Here is a 19,471-nt window from a genome sequence, read left to right on the forward strand (position 1 = left end):
TCCGGGGATGCACCCACCATAGGATAATTCCCGGATCTGACAAATTTCGAAACAGCCAGCCCTTCGCAAGTATTGGTAGAGATAATAGGCTCCGACTCGATGTAGAGAAGGGGCTTGGTCATCAGCAGGATCAGTTAAGGGGGGACTATATGGATAACCAGCTTAGTCGCAGACACTTGATCGGCAGCGCATTAGCCGCGTTCGGAGCCATCGCCTTGCCCGGCAACGCCGCGGCGCTGGGTGGATATCGACCGAACTGCAGCACCGGCGCTGAAGACAAGAAGCCGTGCACGCCACGCTTCACCCCGGCACAGGCCTTTGACCGCCTGCGCAAAGGCATCTTCCCGGCCGAGGGAGGCAAGCTCCAGACGAAAACGCCAGTGGAAGTGGACCTCACGAAGACGCAGGAACCGTTCTGCGCATTGCTGAGCTGCTCGGACAGCCGCGTGCCGCCCGAATTGATTTTCGGTGCGGGCCTGGGAGACCTGTTCATCGTCCGCAACGCCGGCAATGCGCTCAATACCGCCGCGATCGGCTCGCTCGAATATGCGGTGGCGGAACTCTGCGTGCCGCTGATCGTGGTCATGGGACACGAACATTGCGGGGCGGTGGAAGCCGCGCTGAGCGTGGTGGAGATGAGCAGGGAATATCCGGGCGTGATCGGCAATATGCTGGAGCCGATCCTGCCCGCAGCGATCGCGACCCGCAACGCTCCCCCGGGCGACGCTCGTCCGACGGCGGAGCGCGCCACCAGGGCGCATGTCAGCCGAATGACGGCGGCGCTCCGCCAGCGGACCGACCCGCTGCTACTGAATCCGCAGAAGGACGGCCGCTTGTGGGTGGTCGGTGCTTATTACAAAATAGGGACGAACGAGGTCGATTTCTTCGACCTTCCCCCCGGTGTCGCGCTCAGCGCTCCCGGCTGAGATCGTCCACTTCGCCCATGATCGTGTCGAGCGCGGTGCGCCCATCCTCATTGAGCGAGGTCGAGCGGCGCGAGGGCAATTGCCCCTCCGACATCAGCGCTTCGAGCGCGACGCGACCGCGGGCGACGCGGCTCTTGATCGTGCCGACCGCGACTTGGCAGATCTCGGCCGCCTCTTCGTAGGCGAAACCGCCGGCGCCGACCAGGATCAGCGCCTCGCGTTGCGGCTGCGGCAAATGGAGCAGCGCACGCTGCATGTCCGCCAGCTCGACGTGGCGATCCTGGCTCGCCGGCGCCGCCAGCAGGCGGTCGGCGACCAGATCGTCCCACTCGCCCTTGAAGCGCGCGCGGCGCATCTGGCTGAGATAGAGGTTGCGCAGGATGATGAAGGTCCAGGCGCGCATGTTGGTGCCGGCCTGGAACCGCTTGCGCGCGGCCCATGCCTTGAGCAGCGTTTCCTGCACCAGATCGTCGGCGAGATCGCGGCTGCCCGACAGCGAGCGACCGAAGGCGCGGAGGTGCGGGATGACCTGCGCAAGCTGTGTCTTGAATTCGGGATCCGACAGCGAAACATGTTCCACCGGGGCCGCCGTCGCGCCCGGTTCGTCGTGATCCGTGTGGGTAGCTTCCGTCATGCAATCCCGATCATTAGCGCGCTGGGCGTCGCGGTTCGTTGTCAAGCTGGGGTCCGACGGCGTGATGTCAAGCATCGTGCTGTGCAGCATTTCGCGTCAAACCAACAAGATAACAGCAAAAATCACAATGACCAGCAGCGTGCCGATGATCAGCACGTAGCGCGCCACTCCCGGCGTGGTGCCCGCGCGGGCACGATCCGTGGAAAGCGAGGCGGGTTCATCTTGCTCAGCCATGTCATGCTAAACACCCGAAAACCGTTTTAGGTCCGTACCGGGTGGAACCCGCCCGCATTTTCCGATCAGGCGGGAACGGTCGCCTCGTCGAAGAACAGCGCCTGGCTGATCGTCGCCTTCACCGTTTCGCGCTGGAACGGCTTGGTGATCAGGAAGGTCGGTTCGGGGCGCTCGCCGGTGAGCAGACGCTCCGGGAAGGCGGTGATGAAGATCACCGGCACCGCGAATTCGGCGAGAATGTCCTTCACTGCGTCGATGCCCGAGCTGTCGTCGGCCAGCTGGATGTCGGCGAGCACCAGGCCCGGACGATCCTCCATGGCGAGCGCGACGGCCTCGTCGCGGGTGACGGCGACGCCGGTGACGTCATGGCCGAGGTCGCGGACGATCTGCTCGAGATCCATCGCGATCAGCGGCTCGTCCTCGATGATCATCACCCGGGTGCGGGTCTGGCGTTCGATCTCGGCGACCGCTTCGGCGACCAGTTCGGTCACACGCGCGGGCTGCTCGCCGATCAGATAGGCAGCGTCCTCGGGCGGAAAGCCTTCCACCGTCGTCAGCAGCAGTGCCTGGCGCGAAAGCGGGGTGAGGCGGGCGAGCCGCTTGCGGGCGATCGCCTCGGCATCATTGCCCTGCTCGACCGCGTCGATGCTGTCGTCCCACTGGCTCGACTGCCAGATCACCTGGAAGGTGCGGTAGAGGCCGAGACGTGCATCGACGTCGCGCGGAAACTGGTCCGGTGCCTCGACGATCGCTTCGAGGGCGGCGCGGACATAGCGGTCGCCTTCGGCCTGGTTGCCGGTGAGTGCACGGGCATAGCGCCGCAGGAGCGGAAGGTGCGGCGCGAGTTGCTGACCAAGCGACATGAGCTGTGTTTTCTCCATCAGGTTCGGGAGCCGTTGTCGCCCCCGGCGGGCCGTATTTCAATTGATTCCGTCACCCGAAGAAGCCCCTCCCCGGATTTCGCATCGATGGTGGAACAATCGAGGCGCTCTTTGGTTTCATCGTCCGGACCGCGTGGATGGTTACCGCGACGTCGGGTGCTTGCACTCGGCGTCGTTATCACTATTCGCGGTAGCGGTCACATCGTTCATTCGTCCGGGTGTCCGGACATTTTCCGGACCCTTAGGGGGGAATTGGTGCATTCCGCTAAAGATGATCAGGGCAAGCAGCCGCAGCCGGAGCAGGGGAGCGACAAGAAGTCGCGCCCCAACGCCGACGTGGGGGACGTATTGCGCCGTACATATGACGAGACGCTGAACGAGTCGGTGCCGGATGACCTGCTCGACCTGCTGAAGAAGCTCGATTAAACGAATCCGCCCATGAACGGCACGGATTCTCCGCCCCGCGGCCGAGGCTTCTCGGCGGCGCTGGGGCGATTGCCCACGGGCGCCAAGGTATTCCTGATTCTGGTCGGCGCGCTGCTGCCGCTGGCGCTCATTGCGCTGTTCACCACCCTGCAGACGACGCGCAGCGCCGATGACGAGGCGCGCGAGCGACTGAGCGTCACTGCACAGGAAAGCGCGGGCAACCTCGAAAATCTGCTCGCGAATCATGTCGCGCAGCTCGGCGAGGCGCTCGCCGCCCTGGAGCGCAACCCGGACGATGCCCCCAGCTGCACGCGGCTCGCCGGCACCTATGCCGCACAGGCCCAATCGCATTTCGTGGTGCGCGACGGCCGCGGCCGGACCCTGTGCGGCCGCACGTTCGACCAGTCCGGCATGATCGATTCATCGCGCGGCGACGTCGCGGCGCGGATCGTGCCGGGCGGCCTGTTGCTGCGGATCAGCGGCGGCGACGGCGCCACTGCCACTGCCTATTATCCGCGCGACCTGCTCGCCGGCCTTGCCCGCCCGAGCGGCTTCGTCCCCGAATATGGCGCCGCGCTGATCGGCCATGGCGACCGGCTGACGCTCCGCGCGCTCAAGGACAACGGCCCGCTCGACCGCGGCAAGAGCCTGCGCAGCAACCTCGGCGTCGACGATCTCGCGCTCGAGACCACCATGCCCGGCGCGCCGATCACCTCCCCGCTGGTGATCGCGACCGTGCTGCTGGTGGTGATGTGGATCGCCGCCGCCGGCATCGGCTGGTTCGTCGTCGACATCCTGCTGATCCGCCCCTTGCGCCAGCTGCGCGGCAGCGTCGCCAATTATCAGCCCGGCGACGTGATCGACACCGAGCGGCTGGGCCCCATCCCCGCACAGGAGATCCGCGAGCTGGGCGACACGTTCAGCGATATCAGCCGCACCGTGCAGGCGCACGAGGCCGATCTCGCCAAGGGCCTGGTCCAGCAGACCCGCCTCACCCGCGAGGTCCACCATCGGGTGAAGAACAACCTCCAGGTCATCTCCAGCCTGATCAACTTCCACGCCCGCGCCGCCAAGGGCCGCGAGGCGGCCGAAGCCTATGCCTCGATCCAGCGCCGCGTCGACGCCCTCGCCGTGGTCCATCGCCACCATTATGCCGAGATGGAGGAAAATCGCGGGCTCGAGCTGCGATCGGTGATCGGCGAGCTCGCCGCTAATCTCCGCGCCACCGCGCCGGAGCAGGCGCGCGGCCTGGGCATCACGCTGGAGGTCGAGTCGCTGCTCGTCACGCAGGACGTGGCGATCGCCGTCTCTTTCCTGCTCACCGAGATCATCGAGCTCGCGGTCAGCTGCAACGAGGCGGCGCAGATCCGCATTTCGATCAAGGCGCCCGAGGATGCCGATCGCGCCGTGGTCCGCGTCTCCTCGCCCGCGCTGGTCGGCGGCGCGACCTTCGAGGGCCTGGTCGAGAAGCGCTATGGCCGCGTGCTGCTGGGCCTCGCCCGCCAGCTGCGCACCCAGCTCCACCACGACCCGCTGGTCGGCGCCTATGAGACCACGATCGCGATCAACGGACGCTTCTGAAAAAATCGTCTGCGTGGTGGAACCCGGCAACGGGGTCGACGTTCTACACTTCGGATAGCGACCTTTGCCCCCCCGCTCTCGCTGTCCACGACATGGGCCCGGAAGCGTCTACCCTCCCCCCCCCCCGGTGACGCTTCCGGGCCTACATCCCTCCTGACATCGCTGGATCGAGCTTCCCACGGCGCCTCTGCGCTGAGCTGCAGGAACGTTTCCACGCGCGCGGCATTGAACCCTTCGTCCCGGCAAACGGGGAATGAAGGAGATTTTCGATGCGTAAACTCATCGCGTGCGCCGCGCTCGCCGGCACCCTGCTCATCGCAGCCTGCAACACCGTGGAGGGCGCCGGCAAGGACGTCGCTTCCGCGGGCGACACCGTCGCCAACGCCGCAGACAAGTCGAAGTAAGGACGTCAGCAAGCCCCTGCCGCACCGCGGCGGGGGCTTCGCTTATTCGGCGGTCTCGGCCTCGGCCTCGACGTCCGCCGCTTCCGCCTCGGTCGCCGCCGTGCGCTCGCGCCGCCGCCGGGTGAAGTAGATCGCGATCAGCGACAGGAAATACAGCCCGATCAGCGGGCCCGCCAGCAGCAGCTGCGACCCCACGTCCGGCGGGGTCAGCACCGCCGCGATCGCCACAGAGGCGACGATGGCATAGCGCCACGCGCCCTTCAGCTGCTCATAGGTGACGATGCCAGCATGTTCGAGCAGCATCAGCAGCACCGGCAGCAGGAACGAGATCCCGAAGCCGAAAATGAACTGCATGATGAACTTGAGGTAGTTGTTCACGTCGGGCAGCGCGGTCTGCTCCACCCCGCCCAGATTGCCCTGGAAGCCGAGCAGGAACTTCAGCGCCACCGGGATGGCGACGAAGTACGCCATCGAGGCGCCGGCGATGAACAGGATCGGCGTGGCGAGCAGGAACGGCAGCAGCGCCTGCTTCTCGCGCCGGTACAAGCCGGGCGCGACGAACTGCCAGAGCTGGTTGGCGATGATCGGAAACGCGATCATCAGCCCGGCGAAGAACGCCACCTTCACCTCGACGAGGAAGCCGCCGAAGATATCGGTGTTGATGATCTTCGCCTGCCCCGCCGTCTTGAGCGGCGCGACGAGGAAGGAGAGGATGCCGCGCGCGAAATAGAGGCAGCCGCCGAACGCCACCAGCAGCGACAGGATCGACCAGACCAGCCGCTTGCGCAGCTCGATCAGATGCTCGAGCAGCGGGGCCTGGGTATCGTCGATCTCGCTCACGGCTGTACTTCGCTGGCAGGGGGTACGGGCTTGGCGTCGTTCGCGGCGGGTTTCGGCGCGGAAACCTCGACCGGGGCCGGATCGGCATGGATCTCCGGCTGCGGCGTCATCACCGGGGCATCGCCGTCATGCGGCACATGGTCGTGCGAGACGGGCTCCTGGGCGACATGCTCGATCGCCGGCACGGCATCGGGCGCGGCAAGCGGCTGCGGCGGATATTGCCGCATGATCCGCTCATTCTCCGCCGCCCATTGCTTCTCCAGCTCGGCCAGCTCGGCCTCGCGGACCATCGAATCGATGCCCGAGCGGAACTGACGGGCGACGCCGCGCGCCTTGCCGACCCATTTGCCGACGAAATGCATCGCCCGCGGCAGGTCCTTCGGCCCGATGAAGATGAGGGCGGCGATGGCCACGACCAAAAACTCGCCGGAATCGATATTGAACATTCTGTCGGCGCATCCACTCGCACGGCATGCCCCGGGCGTCCCGGCGCGCTGCGATCAAACCCCGGGGCGCCAGCCTTGGCGCGGCGCCCCGGCAGGGCTCAGCGCTGCTCCTCGCGGGCGCGCTCGGCTTCAGGCGTATAGCCCGGCTCGGGCGCCGGCTTGCCTTCGATCCGGGTCGGCGGCGTCTGGGTATCGTCCTCGGCCATGCCCTTCTTGAAGTTCTTGATGCCCTTCGCGACGTCACCCATCATGTGGGAGAAACGGCCGCCGCCCAGCAGCAGGATGGCGATGATGCCGACGACCAGCCAGTGCATCAGGCTGAAGCTACCCATGAGAATTCTCCTTGATATCCCGACCTATCTAAGGCCCGCGGCTCCGCACGGCAACGGTTGATCGCCCTACGTTGGCGTACACAGCGCCGAACGGAAGGTGAGGCCTCTATTCCTCGTCCGTGACAGTTTCGCTTTCCGCCGCCGCCTCGGCCGCGTCGAGCTGTTCCAAGGCGAGATCGACGGGATCGAGCAGCCCCGCCGCCTTGAGGTCCTCGATCCCCGGCAGGTCGCGCCGGCTGGCCAGCCCGAAATGGCTGAGGAAGCCCGGCGTCGTGGTATACATCAGCGGCCGCCCCGGCACTTCGCGGCGCCCGGCGGGGCGCACCCAGCCCGCCTCCATCAGCACGTCGATCGTGCCCTTGGAGATCTGCACGCCGCGGATCGCCTCGATCTCGGCCCTTGTCACCGGTTCGTGATAGGCGATGATCGCCAGCGTCTCGATCCCCGCCCGGCTGAGCTTGCGGCTGTCCTCGCGGTCGCGGCGGAGCAGATGGGCGAGATCCGCGGCGGTCTGGAAATGCCAGCGGTCGCCGCGGCGGACCAGCTCGATGCCGCGACCGGCATAGTGGTCGCCGAGCGCCGCCAGCGTGGCGCGGATGTCGACCTCGGGCCCGACATAGGCGCGGATCTCGTCGACGCTCATCGGCGCCTCGGACGCGAACAGCACCGCCTCGACCGCGCGGATCGGATCGCCGGCGTCGATCATATCGGGATCGCCTTGAGGTAGAGCGGCGCGAACGGCGAATCCTGGCGAATCTCCAGCCGCCCCTGACGCGCCAGCTCCAGCGCGGCGACGAAGGACGAGGCGAGCGCCGAGCGGCGGAACAGCTCGCTCGCGCCCTCGGGCAGGAAGCTCTCGATCACGTCCCAGTCGATCCGGGTGCCGAGCTGGGTGGAGAGCCGCTCCAGCGCCGCCTCCAGCGTCATCACGTCGCGGTGGGCGACGACGTGCATCACCGGCCGCGTACGCGCGCTGATCCGGCCATAGGCGGCGATCAGGTCGTAGATCTCCACTTCCCACTTGGCCTGGCGCTGGACGCGCAGGCCTTCGGGCGCGCCGCGCGGGAAGACATCGCGCCCCATCCGGTCGCGCGCGACCAGCCGGGCGCCGGCCTCGCGCATCGCGCTCAGCCGTTCGAGGCGGAGCTGCAGGCGGAGCGCCAGCTCCTCGGGGCTCGGGCTCTCGGCGGGGTTGCGGGGGAGCAGCAGCGCGGACTTCAGATAGGCGAGCCATGCGGCCATCACCAGATAATCGGCGGCGAGTTCCAGCCGCAGCTCGCGCGCGGCATGGACATAGGCGAGATACTGCTCGACCAGTTCGAGGATCGAGATCTGGCGCAGATCCACTTTCTGCGTGCGGGCAAGCGCGAGCAGCAGGTCGAGCGGGCCTTCCCAGCCCTCGACCTCGATCTTCAGAATGTCGTCGCCCCCGTCCACCGGGTGGTCATAGGAGGGGCACGCCCCCCAAGCAAATCCTCCCCTGCCACGCAGGGGAGGGGGACCATTTGCGCAGCAAATGGTGGAGGGGCCGCCGCGGCACGCGGCGGAGCCGTGCGGTCGCATTCCGCGCCTCCGGCGCGGCCCCTCCACCACCGCCTTCGGCGGCGTCCCCCTCCCCCAGCAAGCTGGGGGAGGAAACGCTCAGCTCACCCCCAGCAGCGCATCCCGCTTGGCCAGCAGCTCGGCGAGCGGCACGTCCTCCGCCTCCTCCACCGAGCCCATTGCCCGCGCGAGCCGCTCCAGGCACACCGCCGGCGCATCAGGAATCCGGGACGCGATCTCGACCATTTCCGGCATCCGCGCCCAGCAATCGAGCACCACGTCGCAGCCAGCCGCCAGCGCGCGCTCGGCCTTCTCGCCGGCGGTGCCGGAAAGCGCCTTCATGTCGATATCGTCGGTGAACAGCAGCCCGTCGAAGCCGATCCGGCCCCGGATGATCTGGCGGATCACCGTGGGCGAGAGTGTGGCGGGCAATTCGGCATCCCAGGCTTCGAACACGATATGCGCGGTCATCCCCATCGGCGCGTGCGCCAGCCGCTGGAACGGCAGCAGGTCCGCCTCCAGCTCCTCGGCGGAGGCCCTCACCCGCGGCAGTTCGAGATGGCTGTCGACCATCGCCCGGCCATGCCCCGGCATGTGCTTGATGACCCCGACCACGCCGCCGCGCGCCAGCCCGTCGAGCAGCGCTCGGCCCAGCGCCGCCACCCGCATCGGATCGCGCCCGAATGCGCGGTCGCCGATCGCCGGCGTGCCGCCCTCCACCGCCACATCGAGCAAGGGCGCGCAGTCCACCGACACCCCTGCCTCGCGCAGGATCGCGGCAAGCGCCTGGCCGTTCGCCCGCGCCGCCTCGACCGCCGAGATCGGCGCGCGCTCATACAGTGCGTCGAAGGCGGCGCCGGTCGGGAAGGCCGGCCAGACCGGCGGCTGCATCCGCGCGACACGGCCGCCTTCCTGGTCGATCAGGATCGGCAGGTCGCCCCGGCCGCTCAGGTCGCGGAGATCGTCGGTGAGTGCCCGCATCTGCGCGGGATCGACGCAGTTGCGCTTGAACAGGATATAGCCGAGCGGCTCGGCCTCCTTGAAAAAGGCGCGTTCGTCGTCGGTGAGCGAAGGGCCGGACAGGCCGAAGATCACGGGCTTCATGGGCGCAAGGCCTAACCGATCCGGCCGCCCCCGCAACCCCTGTCAGCTCGCGACGAAGCAGTTCTCGCCGGCGACCTTGAGCTTGCCGCAAATCTCGCGCGCCTGGCCGTTGCTGCCTGCGTTCACCCGCAGCCGGTAGACGGTCTTGCCCTCCGCCGTGGCGAACGGCACCACCAGCTTGCCCAGCGGCGCGAGATAGGCGAACCGCTTCGACATCCGCGTCCAGGCAAGGTTCGCCGCGCCCTCGCTGGGGAAGGCGCCGAGCTGGACCAGCGCGCCCGCCCCCTCGCCCGCCGAACTCGCCGCCGCCACCTTGGGCGTCGGCGTCGGCTTGACGATCGTGGGCGCAGGCAAGGCGATCGTCGCGCTGCTGCTCGCCTTGGGGCCGTTGGTCGGCGCCTGGCGCGGCTTCTGCCCCTCGACCGGCGCCTCGGGCAGCGCGCCAACATTGATGCCGGCCTCGCTCGGCCCGCCCTGGCTGGTGCGGAAGACGATGTCGCCCTCGCCGTCCACACGCATCCCGCCCGGCTGGTCCGGCCGCACCTTGTAGGGTTCGGCCGGGGCCGCGATCAGCGCGCCATTGCCGTCGCGCGAGGCCTGGTGCCGCAGCCAGTAATAGACGCCGCCCGCCGCCCCCAGCACGAGCAGGGCGAGGAAGATCGTGACGAACACGCGGCCCTGCCGCGGCTCCTCATAGGCCTCCTCCACCGTCTCCAGCCAGGGGAGCCGCTCGCTGTCGTCGTACCGGCCGCGCATCGCCGTCACATCTCCTCGACCGCCTCCACGCCCATCAGCGCGAGGCCGTTGCGGATGACCTGCTGGATCGAGCGGCCGAGGAACAGCCGCGCGCGGGTCAGCGCCGGCTGCTCGACCATCAGGAAACGCCGATCGGCAGAGTCGTTGCCCATATTGTAGAGCGCATGGAATTCCGCCGCCAGATCATAGAGATAGAAGGCGATCCGGTGCGGTTCGCGGGCGCTCGCCGCCGCTTCCACCACGCGCGGGAATTGCGCGGCGAGCTTCGCGACGCCCAGTTCGCGCCCGTCGAGCAGCGACAGGTCCGCCGCCTCGTCGAGGCTGATCCCCGCCTCGGCTGCGCGGCGATGCACCGATGCCACGCGGGCATGGGCATATTGCACGTAGAAGACCGGGTTTTCCTTGGACGTCTCCAGCACCTTGGCGAAGTCGAAGTCCATCTGGGCATCGGCCTTGCGGGTGAGCATGGTGAAGCGCACCACGTCCTTGCCCACTTCGCGGACGACGTCCGCGAGGGTCACGAAATTGCCCGCGCGCTTGGACATCTTCACCGGCTCGCCGGCGCGCAGCAGGCGCACCATCTGGACGAGCTTGACGTCGAACCGGGTCTCGCCGCCGGTCAGCGCCTGCACCGCCGCGACGATCCGCTTGACCGTGCCCGCATGGTCGGCGCCCCAGATGTCGATCAGCTGGTCGGCCGACTGCGCCTTCTGGAAGTGATAGGCGAGATCGGCGCCGAAATAGGTCCATTGCCCGTTCGACTTCTTGATCGGGCGATCCTGGTCGTCGCCGAACTGGGTCGAGCGGAACAGCGGCAGCTCCACCGGCTCCCAATCCTCGGGCGTCTCGCCCTTGGGGGCCTCGAGCACGCCGTCATAGACGAGGCCGCGCTCGCGCAGCCATGCCTCGGCCTGTTCGGGCTTGCCGGCGGCCTGCAGCTCGGCCTCGGACGAGAACAGGTCGTGCCGGATGCCGAGCAGCGCCAGATCGTCCTTGATCATGACGAGCATCGCCGCGACCGCAGTCTTGCGGAACAGCACCAGCCATTCGCTCTCGGGCGCATCGACATACTTGTCGCCGAACTCGGCGGCGAGCTGCTGGCCCACCGGCTTCAGATAGTCGCCCGGGTACAGGCCCTCGGGGATCTCGATCGTTTCGCCCAGCGCCTCGCGGTAGCGCAGATGCGCCGAGCGGGCGAGCACATCGACCTGGCCGCCCGCGTCGTTGACATAATATTCGCGGATCACCTTGTGCCCGACGAACTCGAGCAACGTCGCCAGCGCATCGCCCACCACCGCGCCGCGGCAATGGCCCATGTGCATCGGACCCGTCGGGTTGGCCGAGACATATTCGACGTTGACGGTCGTCCCCGCGCCCAGCGACGAGCGGCCATAATCCGCCCCGGCGCGCAGGATCTCGGCGACTTCGCCGCGCCAGCTGTCCTCGGCCAGCGTCATATTGATGAAGCCGGGGCCCGCGACCGACACGGCCGCGACCTCGTCCAGCTTCTCCAGCTCGGCGACCAGCTTCTCGGCGAGCGCGCGCGGATTGGTGCCGGCGGGCTTGGCGAGCACCATCGCGGCATTGGTGGCGAGATCGCCATGGCTCGGATCGCGCGGCGGCTCGACCGTGATCGCGCGTCGCTCCAGCCCCGCAGGCAGATCGCCGGCGAGGACGAGCGCATCCAGGGCCAGATTCAGATGCGCGGCGAAACGAGCATAGAGCGTCATTGAGCAATCCAATGGGGAATGGGAGCGGCGGCTGTAGCGCAGTGGCGCGGCGCCGTCATCCCTATTGGATATAAGCGGGCTTGCCGAGGGTGCGAAGCCTCCCAACCACAAAGTCCGGCCCTTTGGGATCTCCAGCTACAGCCGCACCGTGCATCGGTAGCGGAGATAAGAAATCTCCGTAACAGGTGCGCGCCAATGCCAGCTCACTCGATTTGTGATCGGCTTATTCGTAATTGATCGCCCTACCGCCCCATGAGGATGATATCGCATTCTCAAAACGAACCAGGATCATACCGATCCCCTTCAAAATTTTGCTTAACTTCGAATTCGTGTGCTGTAATGATTGCACACCATTGACTCAAAGACGGGGGCGCAAGTGGGGGACGTCATCTACACGACGGTAGCTGGGAAAATAAAACCGCTTCTGGATAAAATCAAAACTGTTGGCGTTCCACCGAAGGTGACAAACGCTTGGCTGAAGACAATTGGTTTCACATCTAGTAATGACGGCTCACTTATTGGCGTCTTGAAAGTTGCACAGTTAATAGACGGCAGTCAGGTGCCAACACCTCTGTGGCAGAAATTCCGAGGCTCTGAAGGACCCACAGCCTTGGCCGAAGGCATACGGACAGGATACGCCGAGCTTTACGGCGTTTATCCCGACGCCCATGAACGACCTAATGTTGATCTAGAAAACGTCTTTTCCCAGAGCTCCAAGGCTGGGAAGCAGGCGATAACTAAAGCCGTCGCCACTTTCAAAAACCTAGCCAAAGAAGCTGATTTCTCTAAAAACAATTCCGAGGTACCTGCGGAGGCACAACATTTTGAGACATCCACGCTGCACGCCCCTGTAGAAATGAAAGCCCCACTAAAACCTCGAAGCAGCGCCCCAAACCTCCATATTGATGTTCAGGTCCACATTTCCGCTGACGCAAGCCTAGATCAAATTGATCAAATATTTGCCAGCATGGCAAAGCATCTTTACGGCGCGTAAACGTGATTGAAGACAACGAAATATTTAAAGCTGCCAAGGCGATACAAGAGGACATATCTTATTCGCTGGGAGCTCCGGCACAGGGTATATTGGCGCCAAGAAACGCCGTTATACCAGCGATATTGTTCGACAGAACTCGCGGTTACTTGGTGAAAATAGCAAATCAAGCTAACGGAGCTTACGCCAACGGATGGTATGACGCGTGCGCAGTTATGCTGAGGCGGTTGCTTGAGACCTTAATAATAGAAGCGTTCGAATCTCGTGGCATTGCTCAAAATATCCAAAATTCAAGTGGCGACTTTCTTTTCCTGCGCGATCTAATCGACCGAACTATATCAGAAAAAGCTTGGAATTTGAGCCGAAATGCTAAATCTGCTATGCCCCGTCTGAAAGACGTCGGAGACAAGTCGGCACATAGCAGAAGGTTCAATGCCGTCAGGTCCGACATCGACAAAATCTCTGACGATCTTCGTCTGGTCGCAGAAGAGCTACTAGTCATATCTGGCCTACGATAACAACGAGGGCGCTTCTTTACGAGTAGGGCAAAGGCTCTCCTACCCCCGCACCAACCCCTCCATCCCCGCGGCCGTGGTCATCGCCGGGAACAGCGCCTTCGCCGTCTGCGCAGCCGCCAGCCCGAAATGCCGCGAGACCGCGCTCGCGATCAGCACGTCAAGCGCCGTCGTGGGCTTGAGGTCGCGCCCCTCGTACAGCGCCGCGTCGCCCAGCCCCGGCCAGTCGGCCTGCACCCGGCCGCCCTGCACCGCGCCGCCGAGCAGCATCGCAACCGAGCCGGTGCCGTGATCGGTGCCGCCGGTGCCGTTGGCCTTCACCGTCCGGCCGAACTCGGTCGCTACCACGACCAGCGTATTGTCCCAGTGCGGCCCCAGCCCGGCCTTGAGCGCCGCGACCATCGCGTCGAGGCCCTTGAGCTGCCCGCCCAACCGCCCGCGCTGGCCCGAATGCGTGTCCCAGCCGCCGGTCTCGATCATCGCGATGCGCGCGCCGCCCGGCGCCGAGAGCAGCTTGGCCGCCAGCGTGCCCGTATCCGCCGCCTTCTTGCCGCCGTCGCTGCCGAGGTCGCCGGTGAGCATCCGCGTCGCCATCGCCTCCTGCCAGAGCGGGTGGAGCTGCTTGTCGCCTTCATACATCGCGCTCACCCGCGCGAGCAGGTCGTCCGAGGCCTCGGGCAACGAGGAGGGCGCATAGCTCGCCACCTCGACGCTCCCGCGCAGCGCCATCGGCACCGCGGCGGCGAGCGCGATCGCCTTGTCGCCTTCGGGCAGCAGGCGGAGCAGCCGGTTCATCCAGCCCTCCTTGAGCTGATAGGCCGAGACGCCGCCGGTCTCGAGCACGTTCTGTCCGTCGAAATGCGAACGATCGCGATAGGGCGAGGCGACGGCATGGACGAACAGCGCCTGCTTTGCCCGATAGAGCCCGAGCGTGTTCGGCATCGCCGGGTGCAGCGCGAACATGCCGTCGAGCCTGGGCGCGCTGGCGAAGTCCGCGGCGAGGTCGCCGCGCGCGCCGGCATAGGCGGGGTCGCCGACGGGTGCGACGATGCCCAAGCCGTCGGCCGCGCCGCGCTGGATGAGGAAGACGAAGCGGCGCTCGGTCGGCGCGGCGGCGAAGGCCATGCGCGCGCCCAGCGGCGAGACCAGCAGCGCGGTGGCGCCGGCGGCGAGCAATTGACGACGGTGGAGCATCATGACGCTATCTCCGCAGGAACTCGGGTGCGACCAGCAAGAGCGCGACCCCCTGGCTGTTGCTTTCCGCCCGCGCGATCGCCTGGGCGGTGGCGGGGCTGAGCGCCTCCGGGAACATCGCCGCGGCGCGGGCGCGCGGATCGATCTGGTCGCGGGTGCGCTGCGCCATCCGCTCGGCGGCCTCGACCCGGCGCAGCACCGCATCCGGCCCGGCCCAGGCGCCGGTCACGTCATCCCACCCCGCCGGCGAGCCGGGCTTCCACACCGGCTGGCCGAGCTGATTCATCAGCCCCGGCACCGCGTTGGGCTGGAGCTGCTGGGTGCCGACCGCACGCATCGCCGAGATCGACCATTCCCAAGGCGACTTGAACTTGACCGGGGCAGGCACCCAGCATTCGGGCGAGGCGACGAGGGTACGGTAGAGGCTCGGCAGATCGCCGCCGGTCTTGCGGAAATTCGCCTCCAGCCGCGCGACCAGCTTCGGAGGCGGATCGTCCCCGGCGAAATGGCGGGCGAGCTTGGTGGCGATGTGCCGGGCGGTCGCCGGATGCGTGGCGAGATGGTCGAGCACCGCCGCCGCCTGCGCCTCGCCCGGCTGCGGCCATTGCTGGCCGAGGATCGTGCGCGCACCCGGCTCGTGGAGCGCATCGGCATAGACAAAGTCGCCCTGCCGGCCGGTGCGGCCGGTGAACTTCGCAACCGGCCCACGACCGAAGCCGGCGATGGTCCAGCCGGTCAGCGCGCGGGCGAACTCGGTCACGTCGGCCTGGCCGTAGCCGGTGCGGACACCGAGCGTGTGAAGCTCCAGGATTTCGCGCGCGAGATTCTCGTTGAGGCCCAGGTTGCGGCGGACATTGGGCCGGTTGCTCGCGCGCACCGCCAGCGGACTGTTCGGCCCCACCGACACCGCCTGGTCGAGGAACAGCAGCATCGCCGGGTGCCGCTCCACCGCGAAGAGCATGTCGCGGAAGCTGCCCATCACATGCGGGCGGATCGCTTCGAACTCGAACGCGCCGGCGAGGTTGGTCACCTCCATCTTGTCACCCGAGACGGCGAAATGATTGGCCCAGAAATGCACCAGCCGCTCGGCGAAGGGCGCAGGCGACTGGAGCGCGGCAAGCGCGCGGGCGGTGACGGCGTCGTTGTACAGCGCGCGGCTTTGCTGGCCGAACTGCTTGCGCAGCGCCTCGGCGGGATCGTCGCCGGTCTGGACGATCGGCGGCTGGGGCACCAGCGGCGCCATCGCGCCGGCCGGTCTGGAGGACATCGGCGGTGCCGCAACGGCCGCTGCCGGCTGCGCATTCTTCCGCAACTGCGAAATCTGCTCGCGATAGGCGGCGAATTGCGCGACCAGCGTATCGCTGGCCGGCTGCCCCGCGATCGGCGGCGGAGCGGCGACATAGCGGTCCAGCTGCTGCGCCAGCCAGGCGCGCGGCTCCGCACCGGGATCCTCGTCCGGGCGCGCACCCAAACCGAAGCGATTCAACGCGATACTCATACCCGCCATCGGCTACACTCCGCTGACTGATGCCTTTGCTACTGCTGGATTGTCGCAGGAGTGTGCCAGCGGCCAACGCTTCGTCGCATCCCCGGGCACTTCGTCCCGTGCGTGAACAGTTGCGCGGACTGCAATCATGACCCCCGCGCTTTGCGGTTGTCGAATCTGCTGCAGCGCAACAAAACGTCTATCAAGAACATACGAAGGATGCCGATCTGGCTCTTTTGGCCCAACGAAGGAGAAAGATCGTGACGCGTTTCACCATCGCACTCGCCGCTACCCTGTTCGCCGCTGCTCCCGCTTTCGCCGCCGACAACGCTGACGCGCGCAGCTTCACCCGTGACGGCGTGACCTACACCTACACCTCGACCACCAAGGGCGACGTGCAGGTCCTGGAAGGCGTCGCCAAGCCGGGCAACCAGAATTTCCGCCTCGTCGTGCGCAACGGCTGGGTCGATGGCAACGCCGCCGGCACCCGCGTGTCGTTCCGCGTGCCCAAGGTGACCAAGGTGCAGGTCGCGTCGCGCTAAGCGACGCCCTACCGGCTCCCGGAAAAGAAAGAACCCCGCGGCCGCCTGGGCGACCGCGGGGTTTTCCGTTCTGGGGGGACGGAACTGGAACTTATTGGCTGGCGCCGACGGTGCTGCTGCCGGTCTGGCGGCGGGCCTCTTCGGTCGGGGCCTTGCGGGTGGGCAGATACTGGTGCTTGCCGGCCTGGTGATGCGCCTGGGTGGCGGCGGGCTTGTGGTCCTTCATCCGCCAGGTGACGATCTGGCTCTTGCCGGCGGGCATCCAGACCCGCTCATGGGTCTCGTGGAGCGACTGGGCGGCCGCCGGCGCGGCGACCAGGGTCGCAGAAATCAGTGCGATGGTTGCAAGCTTCACGGTGGCGTTCCTCATGGTTGGGAGCATTCTTTCCTGTCCCCATGATCTACGCATCCGCCGTTGCGGCACACTTGCGCGGCTGTAACGAAAGGTTGCTCCCGCCAGCAACGCGCCGCCAGCAACACTTTCTTACGATGACGCCAAGAAGCAGCAATGCTGCGGCGCGAAGATATCGCATCGGAGCGACAGTCCCGTCCACGAGAACGGGTCGCCGCGCCGGCGCAGGCTGGAACTTCACTCGCCACCGAGAGGGAAGTTTCCATGAAGACTCGTCTTGCCGCCGCAGCCCTGCTCGGCCTGTCCGCGCCTGCTTTTGCGCAGGAGAACGCCCCGCCCCCACCCGTCACCGTCTCGGGCAGCGTCGCGCTGGTCTCGGACTATCGCTTCCGCGGCGTTTCGCAGACCGACAAGGAAATGGCCATCCAGGGCGGCGTAACCGTAAGCCACGAAAGCGGCCTCTACGGGTCGCTCTGGGGCTCGAACCTGTCGGGCTGGGGCACGTTCGGCGGCGCCAATATGGAGCTGGACGTGGTCGGCGGCTACAAGCTGCCGATCGGCGGCGGCGCGGCGCTCGACGTGGGGCTCACCTGGTACATGTATCCGGGCGGCGCCTCCAAGACCGACTTCGCCGAGCCCTATGTGAAGCTGAGCGGCAGCATCGGCCCGGTTTCGGCACTGGCCGGCGTCGCCTATGCACCGCCGCAGCAGGCGCTGGGCAACTGGAGCGCCACGCCCGAGAGCCGCGAGGGCGACAAGGAAGACAATCTGTATCTCTGGGGCGACATCAGCACCGCGGTGCCGAAGACCCCGATCACGCTCAAGGCGCATCTCGGCTATTCGGACGGCAATCCCGGCCTCGGCCCCAACGGCACCAGCGTCGCGCCGACGGGCAGCTATGCCGACTGGCTGGTCGGTGCGGACCTGGCGCTGGGGAAGGTCGTGCTGGGCGTCGCCTATGTCGATACCAGCATCACCAAGCGCGACAGCGCGTATCTGCTGCCAAATTTCTCGAGCACGAAGGACGGCTCGACCATCGCCGGGAGCCAGGTGGTGTTCTCGGTAAGCGCGGCGTTCTGAAGCAAGACCTATCCTCCCCCGCCAGGGGGAGGTGGCGCCGAAGGCGACGGAGTGGGAGGAAGCACGACGGTTCGAGAGGTTCTGGCATCCTCCCCCTCCGTCAGGCTGCGCCTGCCACCTCCCCCTGGCGGGGGAGGAAACGCTTGGGCGCCTTGGCTTCCCTGCTCGTGGAGGTGGCGCGCGTAGCGCGACGGAGGGGTGTCCCCGCTGGAGCGGCGCACACCACCCCCAGCGGGGATACCCCTCCACCACCGTCTTCGGCGGCGGTCCCCCTCCCCCTCCGGGGGAGGATCTCCTTCCCTAGAACCCCTCCGGCAGGTCGATCGTGCCGCAGACTTCCCGATACCGCGCGATGGCGTAGCGGTCGGTCATGCCGGCGATGAAGTCGCCGATATGGCGGCTGCGCCAGGGCTCCTCCGCCGGCAACGCGTCGCGCCATTCCGGCGGCATGCCTGCCGGATCGGCCGCATAGGCGGCGAACAGCCCCGACACGACCTGCCGCGCCGATGCCGCCGCCGCCAGCTGGCTCGGATGGTGGTACAGGTTCGCGTACATGAAGCGCTTCAGCCCGCGCTCGGCGTCGCGCATCGCGGGGGAGAAGCCGGCCAGGCAGCGCCCGGCGCGGCGGACATCGTCGACCGTCGCCACGCCCGAGTCCGCGATCCGCGCGCGGGTCTCGCCGATCAAGTCGTTGACCATCAGCCCGATCTGCGAGCGGATCAGCTCGCCGGTCAGCCGCTTCGCGCTTACGCCGGGGAAGCGCGCCTGCACATCGGCCCAGGCGGCGGCGATCATCGGCACGTCCATGATCTGGTCGAGCGTCAGCAGCCCGGCGCGCAGGCCGTCGTCGATGTCGTGATTGTCATAGGCGATGTCGTCGGCGATCGCCGCCACCTGCGCCTCGAGCGAGGGCCAGCTGTCGAGCTCGAGCGGAAACTCGGCATCGGCGGCGGCCAGCGCCCATTGCGGCTCGTGGATCGGACCGTTGTGCTTGGCGAGGCCCTCCAGCGTGTCCCAAGTCAGGTTCAGCCCGTTCCACATGGGATAGGGGCTGTCGAGCAGGGTCAGCGTGCGCAGGGTGTGGCCGTTATGGTCGAAGCCGCCCTTCCCCGCCAGCGCCGCTTCCAGCGCATCCTCGCCGGCATGGCCGAAGGGCGGATGGCCGATATCGTGCGCGAGGCAGAGCGCTTCGGTCAGGTCCTCGTTCAGCCCCAGCGCGCGGGCGATGGCGCGGCCGATCTGGGCGACCTCCAGGCTGTGGGTAAGCCGCACGCGGAAATGGTCGCCATCGGGCGCCAGGAACACCTGCGTCTTGTGGCGCAACCGGCGGAAGCTGATCGAATGGATGATCCGGTCGCGGTCGCGCTGGAAGGCGTCGCGCGGGCCGCGGGCGCCGCCGCCAGCCTCGGGATGCAGGCGGCCGCGCGTCTGGGCGGGCGTACAGGCCCAGGAGGAAAGCTGTTTCACCCGCGCGC

23 protein-coding genes are annotated in these 19,471 nt (G+C 67.0%); 8 read left to right on the forward strand and 15 right to left on the reverse strand.

Going from position 1 to position 19,471, the window contains the following annotated elements; genetic code table 11:
- The first annotated feature begins 149 nt into the window (after positions 1–149).
- On the forward strand, positions 150–926 hold the full coding sequence (locus tag BM009_RS15350) for a carbonic anhydrase (protein ID WP_093297543.1): 777 nt from the start codon (positions 150–152) through the stop codon (positions 924–926).
- On the opposite strand, the gene BM009_RS15355 is transcribed toward BM009_RS15350, so the two are convergent.
- The 3 genes from BM009_RS15355 to BM009_RS15360 all read right to left on the reverse strand — a co-directional run bounded on the left by BM009_RS15355 (position 910) and on the right by BM009_RS15360 (position 2,657).
- Positions 910–1,560, reverse strand: a complete 651-nt coding sequence (locus BM009_RS15355) for a sigma-70 family RNA polymerase sigma factor (protein ID WP_093297544.1) — start codon at positions 1,558–1,560, stop codon at positions 910–912. The two genes, BM009_RS15350 and BM009_RS15355, sit on opposite strands and share 17 nt — an antisense overlap.
- A gap of 96 nt (positions 1,561–1,656) precedes the next feature.
- Entirely contained in the window at positions 1,657–1,794 is a 138-nt protein-coding gene (locus BM009_RS22655) for a hypothetical protein (RefSeq protein ID WP_175488055.1), read from the reverse strand.
- Positions 1,795–1,859: 65 nt separating this feature from the next.
- Positions 1,860–2,657, reverse strand: coding sequence for a response regulator (locus BM009_RS15360; protein ID WP_093297546.1), 798 nt, complete (start codon positions 2,655–2,657; stop codon positions 1,860–1,862).
- Positions 2,658–2,930: 273 nt separating this feature from the next.
- Here BM009_RS15360 and BM009_RS22660 point away from each other — a divergent pair, with 273 nt between their 5' ends.
- The 3 genes from BM009_RS22660 (at position 2,931) to BM009_RS15370 (ending at position 5,086) form a co-directional block, all read left to right on the forward strand.
- Positions 2,931–3,101 carry a NepR family anti-sigma factor gene (locus tag BM009_RS22660; protein WP_175488056.1) on the forward strand — a complete coding sequence of 57 codons (171 nt, stop codon included), beginning with the start codon at positions 2,931–2,933 and terminating at the stop codon, positions 3,099–3,101.
- Positions 3,102–3,113: 12 nt separating this feature from the next.
- On the forward strand, positions 3,114–4,682 hold the full coding sequence (locus tag BM009_RS15365; protein WP_093297547.1) for a sensor histidine kinase: 1,569 nt from the start codon (positions 3,114–3,116) through the stop codon (positions 4,680–4,682).
- A gap of 269 nt (positions 4,683–4,951) precedes the next feature.
- Complete coding sequence (locus BM009_RS15370; protein WP_093297549.1) at positions 4,952–5,086, forward strand: entericidin A/B family lipoprotein; 135 nt, start codon at positions 4,952–4,954, stop codon at positions 5,084–5,086.
- Positions 5,087–5,128: 42 nt separating this feature from the next.
- Here BM009_RS15370 and tatC read toward each other — a convergent pair whose 3' ends face one another.
- From tatC to argS, 8 genes are all read right to left on the reverse strand, one after another.
- Positions 5,129–5,926: a twin-arginine translocase subunit TatC gene (tatC, locus tag BM009_RS15375; protein WP_093297550.1), complete on the reverse strand. Its 798-nt coding sequence runs from the start codon at positions 5,924–5,926 to the stop codon at positions 5,129–5,131.
- Positions 5,923–6,372, reverse strand: coding sequence for a twin-arginine translocase TatA/TatE family subunit (locus tag BM009_RS15380; RefSeq protein ID WP_093297552.1), 450 nt, complete (start codon positions 6,370–6,372; stop codon positions 5,923–5,925). Before BM009_RS15380 ends, tatC begins: the two co-directional genes overlap by 4 nt.
- Before the next feature lie 98 nt (positions 6,373–6,470).
- Entirely contained in the window at positions 6,471–6,704 is a 234-nt protein-coding gene (locus tag BM009_RS15385; protein ID WP_093297553.1) for a twin-arginine translocase TatA/TatE family subunit, read from the reverse strand.
- Positions 6,705–6,810: 106 nt separating this feature from the next.
- Positions 6,811–7,410 (reverse strand): SMC-Scp complex subunit ScpB, encoded by a 600-nt coding sequence (gene scpB, locus BM009_RS15390; RefSeq protein WP_175488057.1) that lies wholly within the window; start codon positions 7,408–7,410, stop codon positions 6,811–6,813.
- Positions 7,407–8,141, reverse strand: coding sequence for a segregation and condensation protein A (locus BM009_RS15395; protein ID WP_093297554.1), 735 nt, complete (start codon positions 8,139–8,141; stop codon positions 7,407–7,409). Before BM009_RS15395 ends, scpB begins: the two co-directional genes overlap by 4 nt.
- A gap of 204 nt (positions 8,142–8,345) precedes the next feature.
- The gene (gene nagZ, locus BM009_RS15400) at positions 8,346–9,350 is read right to left on the reverse strand and encodes a beta-N-acetylhexosaminidase (RefSeq protein WP_093297555.1); all 1,005 of its coding nucleotides are present in this window, start codon (positions 9,348–9,350) and stop codon (positions 8,346–8,348) included.
- Positions 9,351–9,392: 42 nt separating this feature from the next.
- Complete coding sequence (locus BM009_RS15405) at positions 9,393–10,106, reverse strand: SPOR domain-containing protein (protein ID WP_093297557.1); 714 nt, start codon at positions 10,104–10,106, stop codon at positions 9,393–9,395.
- 5 nt (positions 10,107–10,111) lie between these two features.
- Positions 10,112–11,836 (reverse strand): arginine--tRNA ligase, encoded by a 1,725-nt coding sequence (gene argS / locus BM009_RS15410; protein WP_093297558.1) that lies wholly within the window; start codon positions 11,834–11,836, stop codon positions 10,112–10,114.
- Between the two features lie 376 nt (positions 11,837–12,212).
- Between argS and BM009_RS22305 the strand changes: the two genes are divergently transcribed.
- Both BM009_RS22305 and BM009_RS22790 read left to right on the forward strand, forming a co-directional pair.
- On the forward strand, positions 12,213–12,830 hold the full coding sequence (locus BM009_RS22305; RefSeq protein WP_139216641.1) for a DUF5343 domain-containing protein: 618 nt from the start codon (positions 12,213–12,215) through the stop codon (positions 12,828–12,830).
- Positions 12,831–12,832: 2 nt separating this feature from the next.
- Positions 12,833–13,345 (forward strand): DUF4145 domain-containing protein, encoded by a 513-nt coding sequence (locus BM009_RS22790; protein WP_217644209.1) that lies wholly within the window; start codon positions 12,833–12,835, stop codon positions 13,343–13,345.
- A 39-nt stretch (positions 13,346–13,384) separates the two neighbouring features.
- Here the strand turns inward: BM009_RS22790 and BM009_RS15420 are convergent, their stop codons facing one another.
- Together BM009_RS15420 and BM009_RS15425 are read right to left on the reverse strand one after the other, a co-directional pair.
- Positions 13,385–14,539 (reverse strand): DUF1501 domain-containing protein, encoded by a 1,155-nt coding sequence (locus BM009_RS15420; RefSeq protein WP_175488058.1) that lies wholly within the window; start codon positions 14,537–14,539, stop codon positions 13,385–13,387.
- 4 nt (positions 14,540–14,543) lie between these two features.
- The gene (locus BM009_RS15425; protein WP_093297559.1) at positions 14,544–16,043 is read right to left on the reverse strand and encodes a DUF1800 domain-containing protein; all 1,500 of its coding nucleotides are present in this window, start codon (positions 16,041–16,043) and stop codon (positions 14,544–14,546) included.
- Between the two features lie 239 nt (positions 16,044–16,282).
- Here BM009_RS15425 and BM009_RS15430 point away from each other — a divergent pair, with 239 nt between their 5' ends.
- Positions 16,283–16,564, forward strand: a complete 282-nt coding sequence (locus BM009_RS15430; RefSeq protein WP_093297561.1) for a hypothetical protein — start codon at positions 16,283–16,285, stop codon at positions 16,562–16,564.
- A 91-nt stretch (positions 16,565–16,655) separates the two neighbouring features.
- Here BM009_RS15430 and BM009_RS15435 read toward each other — a convergent pair whose 3' ends face one another.
- Positions 16,656–16,919 (reverse strand): hypothetical protein, encoded by a 264-nt coding sequence (locus BM009_RS15435; protein ID WP_139216642.1) that lies wholly within the window; start codon positions 16,917–16,919, stop codon positions 16,656–16,658.
- A 261-nt stretch (positions 16,920–17,180) separates the two neighbouring features.
- Between BM009_RS15435 and BM009_RS15440 the strand changes: the two genes are divergently transcribed.
- Positions 17,181–17,996, forward strand: a complete 816-nt coding sequence (locus BM009_RS15440; RefSeq protein ID WP_093297564.1) for a TorF family putative porin — start codon at positions 17,181–17,183, stop codon at positions 17,994–17,996.
- 300 nt (positions 17,997–18,296) lie between these two features.
- On the opposite strand, the gene BM009_RS15445 is transcribed toward BM009_RS15440, so the two are convergent.
- Positions 18,297–19,463, reverse strand: a complete 1,167-nt coding sequence (locus BM009_RS15445; RefSeq protein ID WP_093297565.1) for a deoxyguanosinetriphosphate triphosphohydrolase — start codon at positions 19,461–19,463, stop codon at positions 18,297–18,299.
- Positions 19,464–19,471: the final 8 nt, after the last annotated feature.

The organism is Sphingomonas sp. NFR04, assembly GCF_900114095.1.
Lineage (GTDB): Bacteria > Pseudomonadota > Alphaproteobacteria > Sphingomonadales > Sphingomonadaceae > Sphingomonas.